This is a genomic window from Streptomyces sp. NBC_01689 (assembly GCF_036250675.1).
Lineage (GTDB): Bacteria > Actinomycetota > Actinomycetes > Streptomycetales > Streptomycetaceae > Streptomyces.
Genome location: NZ_CP109592.1, coordinates 8,875,553 through 8,890,610, shown reverse-complemented (window position 1 = coordinate 8,890,610; position 15,058 = coordinate 8,875,553). Strand labels below are relative to the sequence as shown.

The 15,058-nt window shown below is 72.5% G+C and carries 15 protein-coding genes; 5 read left to right on the top strand and 10 right to left on the bottom strand.

Translation table 11 applies throughout. The features are described from left to right. Window positions 1-55: 55 nt before the first annotated feature. From OG776_RS38180 to OG776_RS38170, 3 genes are read right to left on the bottom strand one after another with little or no spacing between them, the layout of a single operon-like run. Window positions 56-625 carry a cysteine hydrolase family protein gene (locus tag OG776_RS38180; RefSeq protein WP_148010957.1) on the bottom strand — a complete coding sequence of 190 codons (570 nt, stop codon included), beginning with the start codon at window positions 623-625 and terminating at the stop codon, window positions 56-58. A 52-nt stretch (window positions 626-677) separates the two neighbouring features. Next, window positions 678-2,111: an MFS transporter gene (locus OG776_RS38175; RefSeq protein ID WP_329323357.1), complete on the bottom strand. Its 1,434-nt coding sequence runs from the start codon at window positions 2,109-2,111 to the stop codon at window positions 678-680. After that, complete coding sequence (locus OG776_RS38170) at window positions 2,104-2,550, bottom strand: MarR family winged helix-turn-helix transcriptional regulator (RefSeq protein WP_148010956.1); 447 nt, start codon at window positions 2,548-2,550, stop codon at window positions 2,104-2,106. Before OG776_RS38170 ends, OG776_RS38175 begins: the two co-directional genes overlap by 8 nt. A 128-nt stretch (window positions 2,551-2,678) precedes the next feature. Here OG776_RS38170 and OG776_RS38165 point away from each other — a divergent pair, with 128 nt between their 5' ends. Together OG776_RS38165 and OG776_RS38160 are read left to right on the top strand one after the other, a co-directional pair. Next, window positions 2,679-2,858, top strand: a complete 180-nt coding sequence (locus OG776_RS38165; protein ID WP_148010955.1) for a DUF6480 family protein — start codon at window positions 2,679-2,681, stop codon at window positions 2,856-2,858. A 226-nt stretch (window positions 2,859-3,084) separates the two neighbouring features. Then, window positions 3,085-3,771, top strand: coding sequence for a DUF6215 domain-containing protein (locus OG776_RS38160; RefSeq protein WP_148010954.1), 687 nt, complete (start codon window positions 3,085-3,087; stop codon window positions 3,769-3,771). Window positions 3,772-4,167: 396 nt separating this feature from the next. Here OG776_RS38160 and OG776_RS38155 read toward each other — a convergent pair whose 3' ends face one another. After that, complete coding sequence (locus tag OG776_RS38155) at window positions 4,168-4,635, bottom strand: winged helix-turn-helix transcriptional regulator (RefSeq protein WP_148009848.1); 468 nt, start codon at window positions 4,633-4,635, stop codon at window positions 4,168-4,170. Between the two features lie 91 nt (window positions 4,636-4,726). Here OG776_RS38155 and OG776_RS38150 point away from each other — a divergent pair, with 91 nt between their 5' ends. Further along, on the top strand, window positions 4,727-5,221 hold the full coding sequence (locus OG776_RS38150; protein ID WP_148009847.1) for a PaaI family thioesterase: 495 nt from the start codon (window positions 4,727-4,729) through the stop codon (window positions 5,219-5,221). Window positions 5,222-5,493: 272 nt separating this feature from the next. Here OG776_RS38150 and OG776_RS38145 read toward each other — a convergent pair whose 3' ends face one another. The 6 genes from OG776_RS38145 to OG776_RS38120 all read right to left on the bottom strand — a co-directional run bounded on the left by OG776_RS38145 (window position 5,494) and on the right by OG776_RS38120 (window position 11,544). Then, on the bottom strand, window positions 5,494-5,697 hold the full coding sequence (locus tag OG776_RS38145) for a cold-shock protein (protein ID WP_148009846.1): 204 nt from the start codon (window positions 5,695-5,697) through the stop codon (window positions 5,494-5,496). Window positions 5,698-6,168: 471 nt separating this feature from the next. Then, on the bottom strand, window positions 6,169-6,738 hold the full coding sequence (locus OG776_RS38140; RefSeq protein WP_148009845.1) for a carbonic anhydrase: 570 nt from the start codon (window positions 6,736-6,738) through the stop codon (window positions 6,169-6,171). Between the two features lie 597 nt (window positions 6,739-7,335). Next, entirely contained in the window at window positions 7,336-9,102 is a 1,767-nt protein-coding gene (locus OG776_RS38135; RefSeq protein ID WP_329323355.1) for a SpoIIE family protein phosphatase, read from the bottom strand. Window positions 9,103-9,252: 150 nt separating this feature from the next. Continuing rightward, complete coding sequence (locus OG776_RS38130; RefSeq protein ID WP_148014898.1) at window positions 9,253-9,663, bottom strand: ester cyclase; 411 nt, start codon at window positions 9,661-9,663, stop codon at window positions 9,253-9,255. A gap of 229 nt (window positions 9,664-9,892) precedes the next feature. After that, window positions 9,893-10,909: a GlxA family transcriptional regulator gene (locus tag OG776_RS38125; RefSeq protein ID WP_261995034.1), complete on the bottom strand. Its 1,017-nt coding sequence runs from the start codon at window positions 10,907-10,909 to the stop codon at window positions 9,893-9,895. Beyond that, window positions 10,897-11,544 (bottom strand): HD domain-containing protein, encoded by a 648-nt coding sequence (locus OG776_RS38120; RefSeq protein WP_148014302.1) that lies wholly within the window; start codon window positions 11,542-11,544, stop codon window positions 10,897-10,899. The genes OG776_RS38125 and OG776_RS38120 overlap by 13 nt, the downstream gene beginning before the upstream one ends. A 199-nt stretch (window positions 11,545-11,743) precedes the next feature. Between OG776_RS38120 and argG the strand changes: the two genes are divergently transcribed. Continuing rightward, window positions 11,744-13,186, top strand: coding sequence for an argininosuccinate synthase (gene argG, locus OG776_RS38115; protein WP_148014301.1), 1,443 nt, complete (start codon window positions 11,744-11,746; stop codon window positions 13,184-13,186). Window positions 13,187-13,491: 305 nt separating this feature from the next. Beyond that, window positions 13,492-14,982, top strand: coding sequence for a hypothetical protein (locus OG776_RS38110; RefSeq protein ID WP_329323354.1), 1,491 nt, complete (start codon window positions 13,492-13,494; stop codon window positions 14,980-14,982). Window positions 14,983-15,058 lie beyond the last annotated feature (76 nt).

Here is a 15,058-nt window from a genome sequence, read left to right as displayed (position 1 = left end):
CGGTCCGCGCCGGCCGCCCTCCACCCGCGTCGGCCGTCGCCCGCGATCTCCGTCCTCAACGGTGGTCCCGCGCGCCGGTGTTGAGGGCGCGGGACCACTCCTCGACGGTGGTGACCTCTCCGCGCCGGGCGAAAACGGAGTTCACGAGGGTGTCGTGGAGCGCGGTGTCGGGGTCGGCGCAGGCGTCGGACAGGACGGTGACCCGGTAGTCGAGGTCGGCCGCCTGAAGGGCGGTGGACAGGACGACCCCGCCGGTCGCGATGCCGGCCAGGACAAGGTGATCGATGTCCTGGGCGGCCAGGATCTGCCGGAGGTCGTTGCCCGCGAAGGCACTGACGCGGTTCTTGTGGACGACGATCTCGCCGTCCACGGGAGCGGCATCGGGGTGGAGGGCGCCGCCGGGGTCGTCCGCGGTGAAGAGCGCGGGCGGGAGCGAGCCGAAGACCTTGTTGCGGGGATGGGCGTCGAGGTGGCCGGGGCGCAGCCGGAGGGCCACGTGGACGACGGGGACGCCCGCGGCACGCGCCGCGCCGAGTGCGGCCACGGCGCGCGGCAGGTAGTCGTCGGGCAGGTGGGCGAGGTGGTTGAGCTGAAGGTCCAGGGCGAGGAGGGCCGTGCGGGGCATGGTCTGCGCTTTCGTTCGGGTGCGCCGGGACGTGTTCGCGGCCACCGGTGGTCTATGCGGTCCGCGGTGCCTCGGCCGGGGTGTCCCGGTCCGCCGCCGCGCGGCCGAGCGTGCGGTCGAGGACGGTCAGGAGGAGGTAGACCACACCGGCGCCGAGCATGACCCAGGCCAGGTGGTGCATGCCGCCGGTGTCCGCGCGCCGTCCGAAGGAGGCGGCCGTCGTGGCGGAGGCGACCATCGAACCGACGTAGGCGAAGGTGCGCAGCAGGCCCGCCGAGGAGGCGGTGCGCTCGGGATCCGCCTGGAAGTAGACGGAGTTCTGCAGGGCCAGGCTGTTCAGTCCCTGCGGGACACCGAAGACGAGGGCGACGAGCACCAGCGTCCACACGGGGCTGTCCCCGGTGAGCGTCAGCATCACCACGCAGGCGACGATCTGTCCGACCCCGCCCACGAGCAGTTTGCCGCGCACGCCCTGGCGGCGTCCCGAGAGGAGCGAGACGCCGATGGCCACCAGGAACATGGGGATCTGCGCCAGCCCGGCGTGGAGGGGCGACAGTCCGAAGCCCTCCTCCGTCCACTGGGTGAAGCCGTAGAGGAAGGCGTAGGAGACGGTGTAGGCGACCAGCGCACGCCCGTACGTGGCGAGCAGCGGGGTGTTGCCGCCCAGGACCCGCAGGTCGATGAAGGGGGTGGCGGCCCGCAGCTCCCACGCGGCGAAGGCCGCGCTCGCGGCGAGGGCGGTCACCGGCAGATACCAGTCGCGCAGGTGCAGGTTCATCAGGAACAGCAGCAGCGACACCAGCGTCACGGCGAACAGGGCCATGCCGGGCAGGTCGAGCCGGGCCGCGAGGCGGCCACGCTGCGGGGACTCGCCGGTGCCCGCCTCCCTCGGCAGCCGGAGCAGACCCAGCAGGACGGCCGCGGCGGCCAGCGGTACGTTCAGCGCGAAGGTGGCGCGCCAGCCGCCGAGACCGATCAGGAGACCGCCGAGCAGCGGGCCGATCACGGCGATGGTCTGGTTGGTCACCGCCAGGGCGGTGAGCACCCCGCCGGGACTGTCCTTCCCGGTGCGCCTGGCCTCGCTGAGCAGCAGCGCCATCGCCGCGGGATATCCCGCGCAGGTTCCGAATCCGAGCAGGACCCGGGAGGCGATCAGTACGCCCAGGTCCGGGGCCAGCGTGCCGACGACGCCGGCGACCCCGACGAGGCTCGTACTGACGAGGAAGAGCCTGCGCGGCCCGAAGACGTCGATGAGCCGGCCGACGACGGGCTGTCCGAGGGCGGTGGCCAGATAGAGGGCGGAGACCAGCCAGGCGGTCTGCGAGGGCGGCGCCCCCAGGGCGTCGCCGATGGGTATGAGCGAGACGGCGATGATGGTCGAGTTGACCGGGTTGAGGACCGAGCCGAGCATCATCGGCGGCAGCAGCCGCCGGTCGAAGCCCGCCGGCGCCTCCGTGCCCCGGTCCTCCGTCTTCTGTTCAGTCATGCGTGAGTCGCTCCAGTACCGTCATTGCGGCCATCACGGTTCGCCGTTCCTCTTCCGTGCACCGTTCCTGCAGCCGGCCGGCGAGCCATTCCTGCCGGACCTGTCGCCCTTCGTCCACGCGCCGGTACCCCTCCTCGGTCAACGCGATCAGCAGACGGCGCCGGTCGTCGGGGTCGGGCCGCCGCTCCACCAGTCCGAGGACGGCCAGCGAGGCGACCGTCGTCGTCATCGACTGATGCCGTACCCCCTCGGCCGCGGCGAGCTCACTGGCCGTGACGCCGCGCTCGCCCGCGAGACGGGTGAGGACGGACGCCTGCCCCAGCGTGATGTCCTCGGCCTCCGCGGCGTTCAGGATGCGGCGCCGCAGGCGGCTGATGACCGTACGGACCTGTCGCGAGGCCTGAACCGCCGATGGCGACAGACGCGGGCTCTCCTTCATGCGCTCCACACTAGAACCCGCAGCTTTAGTTGTACAGTTTTGACTGCACAAACCGCTTCCGCCTTCGCTCGAAGAGGCCACCTGACGTCCGAGATGCGTCGCGATCCCGGGAGGCGGAGAGTTGAGACATGTCACAGCCATTGGTGCCACCGGGCGAAACCCCTCCGGCCGAGGGTTCGACCGCCGAGGCACATCAGGAACGACCGGACGGCGGGGTGTGGGAACACCCCCTGTGGTGGCTCGGGCTGATCGTCATCGGGTCGATCATCGTGGCGGCCTATTTCGCCGCTCGCATCATCGGTTACTGACGTCACCGGGACCCGTCCCGTTTCGAGCGCCCTCCTTCCGCGCGGGCGCTCCGGGACGTGCCGCCTTCACGCCCGACGGCTCTCGGCAAGGCCTGTCGGCGGCTCACGCCCGCGACGGCGGGAGCGTCACACGGGTCCCGTGAAGATTCGGTTCTCCCTTCCCCACCAAAAGCGCACTGGCTAGGCTCACCGCGCGCACAGGGCGCGAGCGGGCGGGGTGGGGGACATGGCGGAGGGTTTCACCGACGATTCCAGAAAGGCCCCGAACCCGGGGCTGCAGGCCGTCGCGGCGGTGGTGCTGGTCGCCGCCGTGGTGGGCGGCGTATGGAAGCTGGGGGGAGGGTTCCGGCAGCAGTCCGGAGACGGCGGGCAGGCCGCGTGCTCGCGCTCGGACGACTCCCTCCCGGCCAAGTACGTGTCCGGGGCCCGGCTCTGCGAGGCGCTGAACCGGCCCGACCTGCCGACGCTCCTCGGAACGCCCGAGGACCGCGCGGTGGCCGCCTGGGGCAGCGGGAACTGGGTCACCCTCGCGGGCGGCGGGAAGATCGCGTCACCCGAGGCGACGGTCACCCTCAAGACGTACTCCGTGAAGGTCGAGGCCTCCTACGACCGGCTCCCGGTCGCGGAGGCGGCCCGCCTCCTCGGCGGGGACGCGCAGCGGACGACGCTGTCCGGACACCCCGCGGTCCTCTACTCGGACCGGACGTTCTCGCTCGGCTTCGACGGCAGCAGGGCCACCACCGGCCCCGGCAGTGCCGCCCGCTGCCTCCTCGTCGCCCGGGACGCGAAGGACGGGGGCGGTTCCTTCGAGGTCACCGTCTGGCGTCAGGACACGGGCCTGCCCGACGACGCGGCACTGCGGCGCGTCGCCGAACGGGTCCTGCCGTCGGTACCGGGGTGGACCGGAGCCTGACCCCGCGGACGACGCAGCGGTCGGAGCGGGGCCGGGCCACCGCGACAGACCGTGGCAGGCGTCGGCTCCGTGGCGGGCGCCTTCTCCTTGGCGGGCGGTCTTCGCCCGCCTGCCGACGCGCGGACCTCATCAGAGCCGCGCGAACGTCACCCATTCCGCGCGGAGTTCATCCGTGCCGCGCGAACGTCACCCGTGCCGCGCGGAGTTCACTCGCGCCGCGCCGTCCGCGCCCATGGACCACGGTCGGCCGCACCGTGCGCTCCTCGACCGTGGACGACGGTCCGCCGAGACGCTCGCGAAAAAGTCCGCGCGGCACCCAACGGCCCCGCACCACAATCCAAGTGACGCCCCGTCGGCTCCGGTGGGCGGCGGACGCGCCCCTGGGTCCGGCCACCCTCAGCCGTGGGGCCGGGCACCCGGGCCGGGCAGGACCGTGACCTCTCTCGGAGTGAGCGCGACGTGTTCCTCGGCGCACTCCACCACGACCCGCACCGGTGCCGCGCACTCGCTGTGCCGGATGTCGAGCACCGGGCCCCCGGGGTCGGCGACGTACACCTCGCCCCACTGCCGGAGCGCCACCAGGACGGGCCAGAGGTCCCGGCCCTTCCGGGTCAGCCGGTACTCGTGCCGCGTGCGGCTGCCCGCTTCCCGGTAGGGCTCGGTCCGCAGGACCTCGGCCGCGACCAGCTTGCGGAGCCGGGCGGCCAGTACCGCTTCCGAAAGCCCCACATGGCGGCGGAAGTCGTCGAACCGGCGCACGCCGTTGAAGGCGTCGCGCAGGATCAGCAGCGTCCACTTCTCGCCCACCAGGTCGAGCGTGCGCTGCACCGTGCAGTTCTCCGTGCTCACCTCGAGCCACTCCATAGAGCCATCATAGGCGAGCTGGCTTCGTCGTTGACAGTCAGCCGACGCCACGGCTAGCTTCGACTGACGTAGTCAGATGAGGAGAGCACGCATGGGCCGGTCACGTACGTACGAGTGGGAAGACCCGTCGGTCTCGGCATCCGAGGTCGGACGCGCCAGTGGGCTCGACTTCCTGCGCGCGCTGATCGCCGGCCGGATCCCCGGTCCGCCCATCGGCGCCACGATCGGGTTCGTGCTCGAAGAGGTCGACCACGGACACGCGGTGTTCTCGCTGGAACCGGGTGAGGAGCACTACAACCCCATCGGCAGCGTGCACGGGGGGATCTACGCGACCCTGCTCGACTCCGCTGCGGGTTGCGCCGTCCAGACCACGCTTCCGCAGGGCATGGCCTACACCTCGCTCGACCTGACCGTGAAGTTCCTGCGTCCGGTCACGGTGGACACGGGCAAGGTCCGCGCCGTGGGCAAGGTCCTGAACGGCGGGCGCCGTACCGCGCTGGCCCAGGCCGAGCTGTTCGACTCCGCCGACCGGCTGCTCGCGCACGCCACCAGCAGCTGCCTGCTGTTCCCGGCGCCGACGGCCTGATCGGGGCTGGGGCGACGGGACCTTTCGTCGCCGTAGGGCTTGCACCCCTCGCGGGGGCGTCGCTCCGACGTCCCCGGCTGCCGTCATGGCGCCGTGCCGCACGGGGGTTCACCCAAGGGACGGAGCATGTTCCGGCCGGGACCCCGCGGACGACCGGATGTTCCGGCGGGCGCCGGCCGGTTCCTTCGTCATGTGTCGGCGCTCCGCGCCGGGACCGCCCGTGCCCGCGGAGTCTGCACTCCGCGGGCACGAACGGTCCGCCCTGCCGATGATCAGGCGGGGGTGATGTTCTCGGCCTGGGGGCCCTTCTGGCCCTGGGTCACGTCGAACGTGACGGCCTGGCCCTCCTGGAGCTCACGGAAGCCACTCGAGTTGATGTTCGAGTAGTGCGCGAAGACGTCGGGGCCGCCGCCGTCCTGCGCGATGAAGCCGAAGCCCTTTTCCGAGTTGAACCACTTCACGGTTCCGGTGGCCATGTCAATGCCTCTCAGTCGATTTCGGATCCGCACCGCGCGGATCCGGAGGTGATCGCCCTGGTCCTCAGGCACTGCACAGCAAAAAGCCCGCACCGGAGCGCGGGCAGGTACTGCGAACCACGACATCTGCGAGCGACGCTACACGGCGAATCCGCCGACCACCAGAGAGCAACGGCCATCAGGAGACGGAGCCGCCTCCGAGGCGGCACGGCAAAGGCCCGCAGTTCGGGCCGTTTCACACCGGGGAGTGACGGCCGAACGACGGTCGGACCGCGCCTCCGTACGAGACGTCACCACGCTTTCCGCACCACCGGCCGGGTGAGTGAACCGGAACCGTCCGGACGCGGACGCACTCCACGGCCGGTGCACCCGGGTGCTTCACCCAACCGGCGGCGGCCCTGCGGGGACGCCGCGGCGCGCCGGCCGCGCCCCCTCCGCGACCCGAGGGGGCACTCGTCCGCCCAGGAGACCTCAGGAGGGTGCGCCGGTCAGGATCTCCACCTTGCCGGTGTCCAGCGAGTAGTAGGCGCCGACCACGGCGAGGACGCCCTTCTTCACGAGCGGTGCGAGGTCCTTGTTGGAGCGCAGATCGTCCGCGGTCAGCTTGACCTGGGCGCGGGCCATGGTCTCGACCGGGTCGGACCCGCGGTCCCGGGCCGTCCGCTCGTACGCCGGACGCAGCGCCTCTACGATCGCCTGCAGCTTGCCCGGCAATGGTTTGCTGTCGCGAATCGACTTGTACGCGGCCGCGACCGCGCCGCACCGCTGGTGTCCGAGGACGACGACGAGCGGGGTCCCACTCGTCATGGGTCCGTACTCGACCGACCCGATGACCACCGGGCCGACCGCCTCCCCGCCCGTGCGCATCACGTAGAGGTCGCCCAGTCCGGTGTCGAAGAGCAGCTCGGGCGGCACCCGGGAGTCGATGCACGACAGGACCGAACCGAAGGGCACCTGCTCCTGGGCGACGAGTTCCCGCCGGTCGGGGTCGCGGTCGGGGTGCTCGAGATGCCCGCTCACCCAGCGCTTGTTGCCGTCCATGAGCCGCGTGAAGGCCTCGGCGGGCGTCTTCGGCCGCGGTGTCGGTGACGCGCCGGCCGTCGCCGGAGCACTGGTGGGCGGCGTCGACGGCGCACTCGGCGTCGGCGTCGGCGTCGGCGGTGTCCCGGCGGGCGACACCACTGAATCCCTGGGGGAGCATCCCGCGGCCGCGACCGCCGCGACCGTGAAGGCACCGGTGAGAAGCGCTCTGCGCCGCGGCTGTCCCGGCCGGTCCGATTCTCCGTGGTCCCGCGGGTGTTCCGGTCGTCCCGGCTGTTCCTGGCGTCCGTCCCTGTCCATCGTCGTTCCCCTCGTCACCGCTCCTGGACGTCTGCGCGTCCTGACCAGGGCGATTGTTCAGCGCGGCACGTGCGCCCCGGCGGCAGGCGCCAGTGGGCGGGGGCCGCATTGCCACCAACGGCCCACGGATCCGGGCCGGACACGGCCCACCGATCAACGTCGGACACGGCCGTGCGACCCGAGCCGGACACGGCACGGTGATCCAGGTCGGGCACGGCCCGGTGATCCAGGTCGGACGGCGTACGGGTCATCGCCCCGCGCACGCGGCCGGGTCGCGGGGGGGGGGGAGAGAGAGAGTCAGTGCGTACCGATGGGACCGGTCCGGGCCAGCAGCAGGGTGGCGTCGTCGGACGGGGAGGGGGTGCGGCGGGCGGCGACGGCCCGGTCGCACAGCTCCTCCAGGGGCAGCGCCGGGTGGGCCAGGGCGGCGGCGAGGCGGCATATCCCGGACTCGATGTCCTCGGTCGGGAATTCGACCAGTCCGTCGGTGTACAGGGCGATCAGGCTCCCGTCGGGGATCGCGATGCGGACGGACTCGAAGTGCCCGAGACCCAGGCCGATCGGGGCGCCGGACGGGATCTCCGTGACCGTCGCCCGGCCGGCGGGACTCACGACGACGGGCGGGGGGTGACCGGCTCCGGCGATGTCGACGAGTCGCCCGGCCGGGTCGTAGACGATGTACAGGCAGGTCGCGCCCACGCCGGAGACGGTGGCACCCGGGGTGTCCGCGTCCTCCTGGGTCAGGCGGCCGACCGTGCGGTCCAGGCGCGTCAGCAGCTCGACGGGCGGCAGGTCCTGGTCCGCGAGCGTACGCAGCGCGGTGCGCAGCCTGCCCATCGCGGCCGCCGCCTGGATGCCGTGACCGACCACGTCGCCGACGACCAGGGCCACGCGGTCGCCGGGGAGCGCGATCACGTCGTACCAGTCGCCGCCCACCCCGTGGTCCAGGTCGGCGGGCAGATAACGTGAGCTCACCTCCAGGGCCGGTCCTCCGGACAGCCGGGGCGGGAGCAGGTTGCGCTGCAGGGCCAGGGCAGCGATGTGTTCGCGAGTGTAACGATGGGCGTTGTCGAGACTCAGGGCCGCGCGGTCGACGAGTTCCTCCGCGAGGACCAGGTCGTCCTGCTCGAACGGGGCGGGATTGTCGGTCCGGACGAAGACGGCGATTCCGAGGACGACGCCCCTCGCCTTGATCGGCACCATCATCACGGTGTGCATGTCGGTGGTCCGGATGACCCGGGTCCGCTGCGGATCGCACCGCAGCCAGGTGCCGAGGGATCTCCGCAGCATCGGTTCGAGGAAGGACCTGCCCGTCGTCAGTACCGTGGTGAAGGGTGAGGCGGGCGGTACGAAGACGGGCTCCCCGCGGTCCCACAACGACTCGGGGATGCCCTCGTGGATGGACGCCACCCCCGCTCGTCGGAAGACGGGGACGCGTCCGGCGTCCCGCCCGAGCCGTGCCAGGGGTTCCTCGCCGAGGAACACGGAGTCCACCAGGTCCACGGTGACGTAGTCGGCCAGCCGCGGGACGGCGAAGTCGGCCAGTTCCTGCCCGGTCTGCATGACGTCGAGGGTGGTGCCGATCCGGGTGCTGGCCTCACTCAGCAGGGCCAGGCGCTCGCTCGCGAGCCGTCGCCGGGCGTCGGGATGGGGGTCGAACGCGGCGAGCCACCGGGGTGCGCCGTCCCGTGCGGCCAGTCGGGAGATGCGCAGCTCTCCCTCCAGCCGGTGCCCGCGCCGGTGACACAGCTGGGGAGCCCCGGTGGGAGCCAGCAGATCCGCGAACGGACGGCCGAGAACCTCCTCGGGCTCGTAGCCCAGGAGCCGTTGCGCGCCCTGGGTCCATCCCGCGATGGTCCCGTCCGCGTCGACGACCGCCGCCGCCGTGCCCTCCGGCTCGGCCCATTCCGGCGCGACGGGTTCCGGCGCGACAGGTTCCGCCTCGGTGGACTCCGCGTCGGTTGACTCCGGGTCAGGGGACTCCGGCTCGGCCGACACCGTTTCCGCGGGGGTGACCCGCGTGCCGTCGCCTCGGCCCCGCGCGGCTCCCTCGTCGGTGCTCATCGCTGCCTCCCGGTGAGCGGACCGGTCACCGCCCCCCGCGGTGCCGAGCCGGCCGCTGCCGTGACGTCCCGGCCGCGGGGGCCGGGAGGCCGAACTCGGCGCCGGGTAGGCGTTCTTGAGGGAGGTGCGCTCACCGAGGGCCCGCGAGGGTCACGGGATGAGCCCGAGCTGGCGGAGCATGCCGAGCTCGTCGCTGCTGCCCCAGCGTTCGACCATCTTCCCGTCGGCGAACCGGCTGATCTGCATGCCCCGGTAGCTCACCGTCCTGCCGGTCGGGCTGTAGCCCATCAATTCACCGAGATGGGTGCCCGTGATGGTGTACGCGAAGGCGATCTCGTCGTCGGTCGCCATGACGTGTTCGACCTCGATGTGCAGATCGGGGAAGGCCCGTCTCATCGTGGCGAACATCTCCTCGTAGCCCTCGGGTCCGGGGGCCTGGCCCGGGGCGGGGTCGTGGTCCACGGAGGCCGGCGCCACGTATTCGTCCAGCTCGCCGAGATGGTCACTGTTCACCGCTGACCCGAAGTTCTCCAGGACGGCGAAGTTGCTGCTGCGCGACATGACGCGCTCCCTGAGGTCGGGGATCTCGGGCGCACACCTCCCGGGTGTGCGGTCGCATGTTCCTCCTCTCCACGATAGGTCTGGCGGACCCGGGTGGCCTGCTGGACACCGGGGGCCCGCCGCAACGGGAGACCGGGCCCCTGTCGGGTGCGCCGGGGGCGAGGTGACGGACACCCGCCGGTGGGCGCCCCTCCCCCCGGTCCCCCGGGCGGACCCGTCGGTACCCGGCTCAGCCCCCGGACCCCTGCTCCGCCGTGCTCCGGAAGCGGGCGCGGTAGACGGTGGGGGCGACACCGAGGAGGTGCTGGAAGCTGCGCCGCATGGATTCGGCGGAGCCGAAGCCGGAGCGTTCGGCGACGGCGTCCACCGAGTCGTCGCCGCTCGTGAGCAGGGCCTGCGCGGCTTCCACCCGTACCAACTCCACATACCGCCCGGGCGTCATGCCCACCTCCGTGCGGAAGAGCCGGCTCAGATGCCGGGTGCTGACGCCCGCCTGCAGCGCGAGCGCGTCCATGTGATGGGCCTCCGCCGGGTCGGCGGCGATCGCGTCCATGACGCCGCGCAGCGTGGGATGTCCCGAGCGGCGCGGGGTCATCCGGGCGCTGAACTGGGACTGACCGGCCGGGCGGGCCATGAAGACCACGAGTTGCTGGGCGACGGCGCGGGCGAGGTCCGCGCCGTGGTCCGCCTCGACGAGGGCGAGGGCCAGATCGATGCCGGTCGTGACACCCGCCGAGGTCAGGACGGCGCCGTCCTGGACGAACACGGGGTCCGCCTCCACGCGCACCCGGGGGTAGCGCGCGGCGAGTTCGGCCGCGAGGCGCCAGTGGGTCGCGGCCCGGCGGCCGTCCAGGATCCCGGCCTCGGCCAGCAGGAAGGCGCCCGCGCAGACCGACGCGGTGCGCGACGCGCGCGCGGAGAGCGTCGTCACCAGGTCCATCAGAGGACGGTCACCGACCGCCCGCCGCCAGTCGGGGCGGCCGGGCACCACGAGGGTCCCGAGCCGCCCGGGCAGCTCCGCCGCCGCCGTGTCGGCGCTGAGCCGCACCCCGGAGGAGGTGCGGATGTCCCCGCCGGTCTCCGACACGATGCGTACGTCGTAGTCGGCACCGTCCTCGTTCGCCGTGGTGAACACCTCGGCGGGGCCCGCCACGTCGAGCAGCTGCACCCCGTCGAAGGCGAGCACCGCCACCGTGTGCCGCGGACCCGCCGCGCGGATGCGGTCGTCGGCCCTCACTCGGGCCACGGCGAATCCAGGATGGTGCTGACGAAGTCGCCGCGCTCGAAGCCGGGGACGTAGTGCGCGAGGACGTCGGCCTTGACGTTGCCGAAGGTGGTGTCCGGCTTGTTCCGGACGCCTTCGGTGAAGGCCTCGAGGATGCGGTGCTTGAAGTCGGGCCGGGGATGCAGCGCGGTGACGGCCGCGCGGTCCTCGTCGGAGACGCCGTCGTAGCCGATGCCGAGGACGTCGTACTCGACCCCTGCGGTCACCAGGGCGACCTCGGGTTCCATGAACTCCGGTACGCCCGGGGTGGTGTGCAGGGCGATGGCCGTCCAGACCCTGCGGACGCTGTCCTCGGGGACGTCATGCGCGCGCAGGAACCGGCGGGCCTCGTCGGCGCTGTCCACCTCGAACCGGCGGCCGCTGTGACGGAAGCGCTCGGCGAGCCCCAGGTCGTGGAACATGGCCCCGATGTAGAGCAGCTCGGGATCGAAGCTCAGGTCCCGGTTGCGTCCCTGGAGGCTGCCGAACCAGAACACCCGGCGCGAGTGGTGGAAGAGGAGCTCGGTCGAGGTGTCGCGCACCAGCTCGGTCGCTTCGCGCGCCAGGCGCGTGTCGGGCACCGTCACCCCGGCCACTGTGTCCGTACGACTCGCCATCACGTCCGCCTCCTTGTCACCGTCCGCCGGACCGGGCCGGGGACCTTCCGTGTTCCTCCTCAAGGGTCCGCTCGGAGCGCGGGAGCCGCCATGTCGCCGGAGCCATATGTCCCACAGATCCGGACACCGGTCCGGGACGCCACGGCGGTCCGACCTGGAAGACTTTGCATGGCCATGCGTTTCAATGCATACTCTTCCTATGTCTAAGGTCCTCACCTCCCTTCCGGCCGACGAGCGCGTCGGCATCGCCTTCTCCGGCGGTCTCGACACCTCCGTCGCGGTCGCGTGGATGCGCGACAAGGGGGCCGTCCCGTGCACCTACACCGCCGACATCGGCCAGTACGACGAACCCGACATCGCCTCGGTGCCGGGCCGCGCGAAGACCTACGGCGCCGAGATCGCGCGCCTGGTCGACTGCCGTGCCGCACTGGTCGAGGAGGGCCTGGCGGCGCTCACCTGCGGGGCGTTCCACATCCGCTCGGGCGGCCGCGCCTACTTCAACACGACCCCGCTGGGGCGCGCCGTCACCGGCACCCTCCTGGTCCGGGCGATGCTCGAGGACGACGTCCAGATCTGGGGCGACGGCTCGACGTTCAAGGGCAACGACATCGAGCGGTTCTACCGGTACGGGCTGCTCGCCAACCCGCACCTGCGGATCTACAAGCCGTGGCTGGACGCGGACTTCGTGACCGAGCTCGGCGGCCGCAAGGAGATGTCCGAGTGGCTCGTCGCGCACGACCTGCCCTACCGTGACAGCGCCGAGAAGGCGTACTCCACCGACGCCAACATCTGGGGCGCCACGCACGAGGCCAAGACCCTGGAACACCTCGACACCGGCGTGGAGAGCGTGGAGCCCATCATGGGCGTCCGGTTCTGGGACCCCTCGGTCGAGATCGCCACCGAGGACGTCACGATCGGCTTCGACCAGGGCCGCCCGGTGACGATCAACGGTGAGAAGTTCCCCTCCGCGGTGGAGCTGGTGATGGCCGCCAACGCGATCGGCGGCCGGCACGGCATGGGCATGTCGGACCAGATCGAGAACCGGATCATCGAGGCCAAGAGCCGCGGCATCTACGAGGCGCCCGGCATGGCCCTGCTGCACGCGGCCTACGAGCGTCTGGTCAACGCGATCCACAACGAGGACACCGTCGCCCAGTACCACAACGAGGGCCGGCGTCTCGGCCGGCTGATGTACGAGGGCCGCTGGCTGGACCCGCAGGCGCTGATGGTGCGTGAGTCGCTGCAGCGCTGGGTCGGCGCCGCGGTCACCGGCGAGGTGACCCTGCGGCTGCGGCGCGGCGAGGACTACTCGATCCTCGACACCACCGGCCCCGCGTTCAGTTACCACCCGGACAAGCTCTCCATGGAGCGCACCGAGGACTCGGCCTTCGGCCCCGTGGACCGGATCGGCCAGCTCACCATGCGTAACCTCGACATCGCCGACTCGCGCGCCAAGCTGGAGCAGTACGCCGGCCTCGGCCTGATCGGCACCTCGCCCGCGATCGGCGCCGCGCAGGCGGCGGCCACCGGGCTGATCGGCAGCATGCCCGAGGGCGGAGCCGAGGCCATCGCCTCCCGTGGCGAGGTCTCCGAGGACGACGAGATGCTGGACCGCGCCGCGATGGAGTTCGGCACGGACTGACCGGCCCCGGCCGCGCACGGCGTCCCCGGGGAGGCCGCGCGTCAGGGGAAAGGAGGGGGAGACGGACCGCGTCCGTCTCCCCCTCCTCCGTTCCTCCCCACGGGAACCACCGGGCGGCACGCCGGCGAACCGCCCGCCCCTCCGACGGCCCGTCCGCCCACCCCTCCGACGGCCGGTCCGACGCCCTGTTCGACGGCCCGTTCGAAAATCCCTGGCACCTCGCGGCGCGGGACGGCTACGATCCCGGCGATGCCGACTCACTCTGTTCTCAGATTGGGGGCCCCGTCCGCGCAAGGTGAGTGCTGATGCTCACTCACACCGCGAACGGGGACACCCGCCTTTCCCTCTGGCTGCGCGTGCGCGAGTTCGCCGTGCCGCCCTCCATGATCGAGACGTCGACCGCCCGCCGCCTGGCCGGTGACTGGGCGGGAGCGTGTGCCGCCGCGCGTATCGACGTCGACCTCGGCCCGCGTTCGGTGGCACGCACCCACGGCCGGGACCTCGCCACCCAGATCCGGGCCGATCTCCGCCGGCTCGCCCCCGACCTGCTGCGCTGGCACATGCCGAGGATCGCCCCGGACGGGCTGCTGCGCCCCGGGCTGACGCTCGCTCTGGCGCGCTACGACGGTGCCGGACGGGACGGTACGAGCCCGGTGCACCTCGTCGCACGGACCCCGCCGGGCTGGGCGGACGCCGGCCAGCGGATCAGCCTCGCGCTCTGGGACGCCTCCCGCCCCGACGCCGGGGACCGTCGCCACCCCCATCCTCATCCCGACCGGCGGTTCCGGCTCGATCTCCACCGGCACCTGTGGGACGCACGGCGGACGGACGAACTGCGGACGCGTTCCGGTGCCGATCAACTGACAGCCGAAGAAGGCCTCTTGGCGGGTACGGACGCCTTGGCCGGGGTGCCGGGGCTGCACCGGTGCGCCCTCGGCCGATGGGCGGCCGAGGCGGCGATCCTGCTGCGTGCCGAGGGTCCGCCCCACGGCAGCGGCAGTGACGCTGCCGCCGTCTCCGTGCGGATCGGGGCCCGGCACCGGATGGTGCTGCACCTGGCCGGGGACGCGGGCGGCGACGGGCCGCCTCCGGTACGGATCGCGCCCTCGTCCGCTCAGGCCGGCACGTCCACCCTGCCGGTCCTGCCCGACGCGGCGACCTGGGTGCTGCCCGACCTGGACCTGATCCGCGCCGGCGCGATCGAGCTGGACCGGCTGCACCCGCTGGTCGCCTCGGCGCTGGCACCGGGGACACCGGGCCCGTCCGCCGTACGCCCGCCCCCGCCCATGGACCCGCGGGGACAGCCGCACCTCGTCGAATGCCGGGGCTCGCAGCACCGGATCGGCCTGGTCGACGGCGTACTGGCCCCGCTGGACCATGACCCGGACGAGATCCGCCGCGAGGAACTGCTGGCCTCGCTCACCGGCACCCCGCTTCCCTGCCTCCGCGCCATCGACACGGCACACCGCCGTCCGGACTGTCTGGCCGGCGTACGTGAGCGGCTGGACCACGGCGACACCGCGGGGGCCCTGGCCGTCGTCGAAGGTCTGCTCGGCCCCGACGCGCTGCTGCGCGCCGGAGCCCTGCGGGACGAACTGGAGGCGGCGGCGCGGGGGCGGATCACGTACGGCCTCTACCGCGCCGGCCTGATCGGCGACGGACCCGGCACCGGACCCGGGTTCGCCGCCGAACCCGGCTTCGCCACCGCGTCGGGACGCGACGGCGATCGGGTCCGCCGCGGTTCTCGCCGGGCCGGTCCCGGCCGCCCGCACCCGCGCCACGCGACCTTCCGCTGAGCCAGGAGCCCGTCCCTCCGTCCTCCGCCGTGCCCGAGGCCTCTCTCCTCGGCTTCCTCGGCTTCCACGGCTTCCC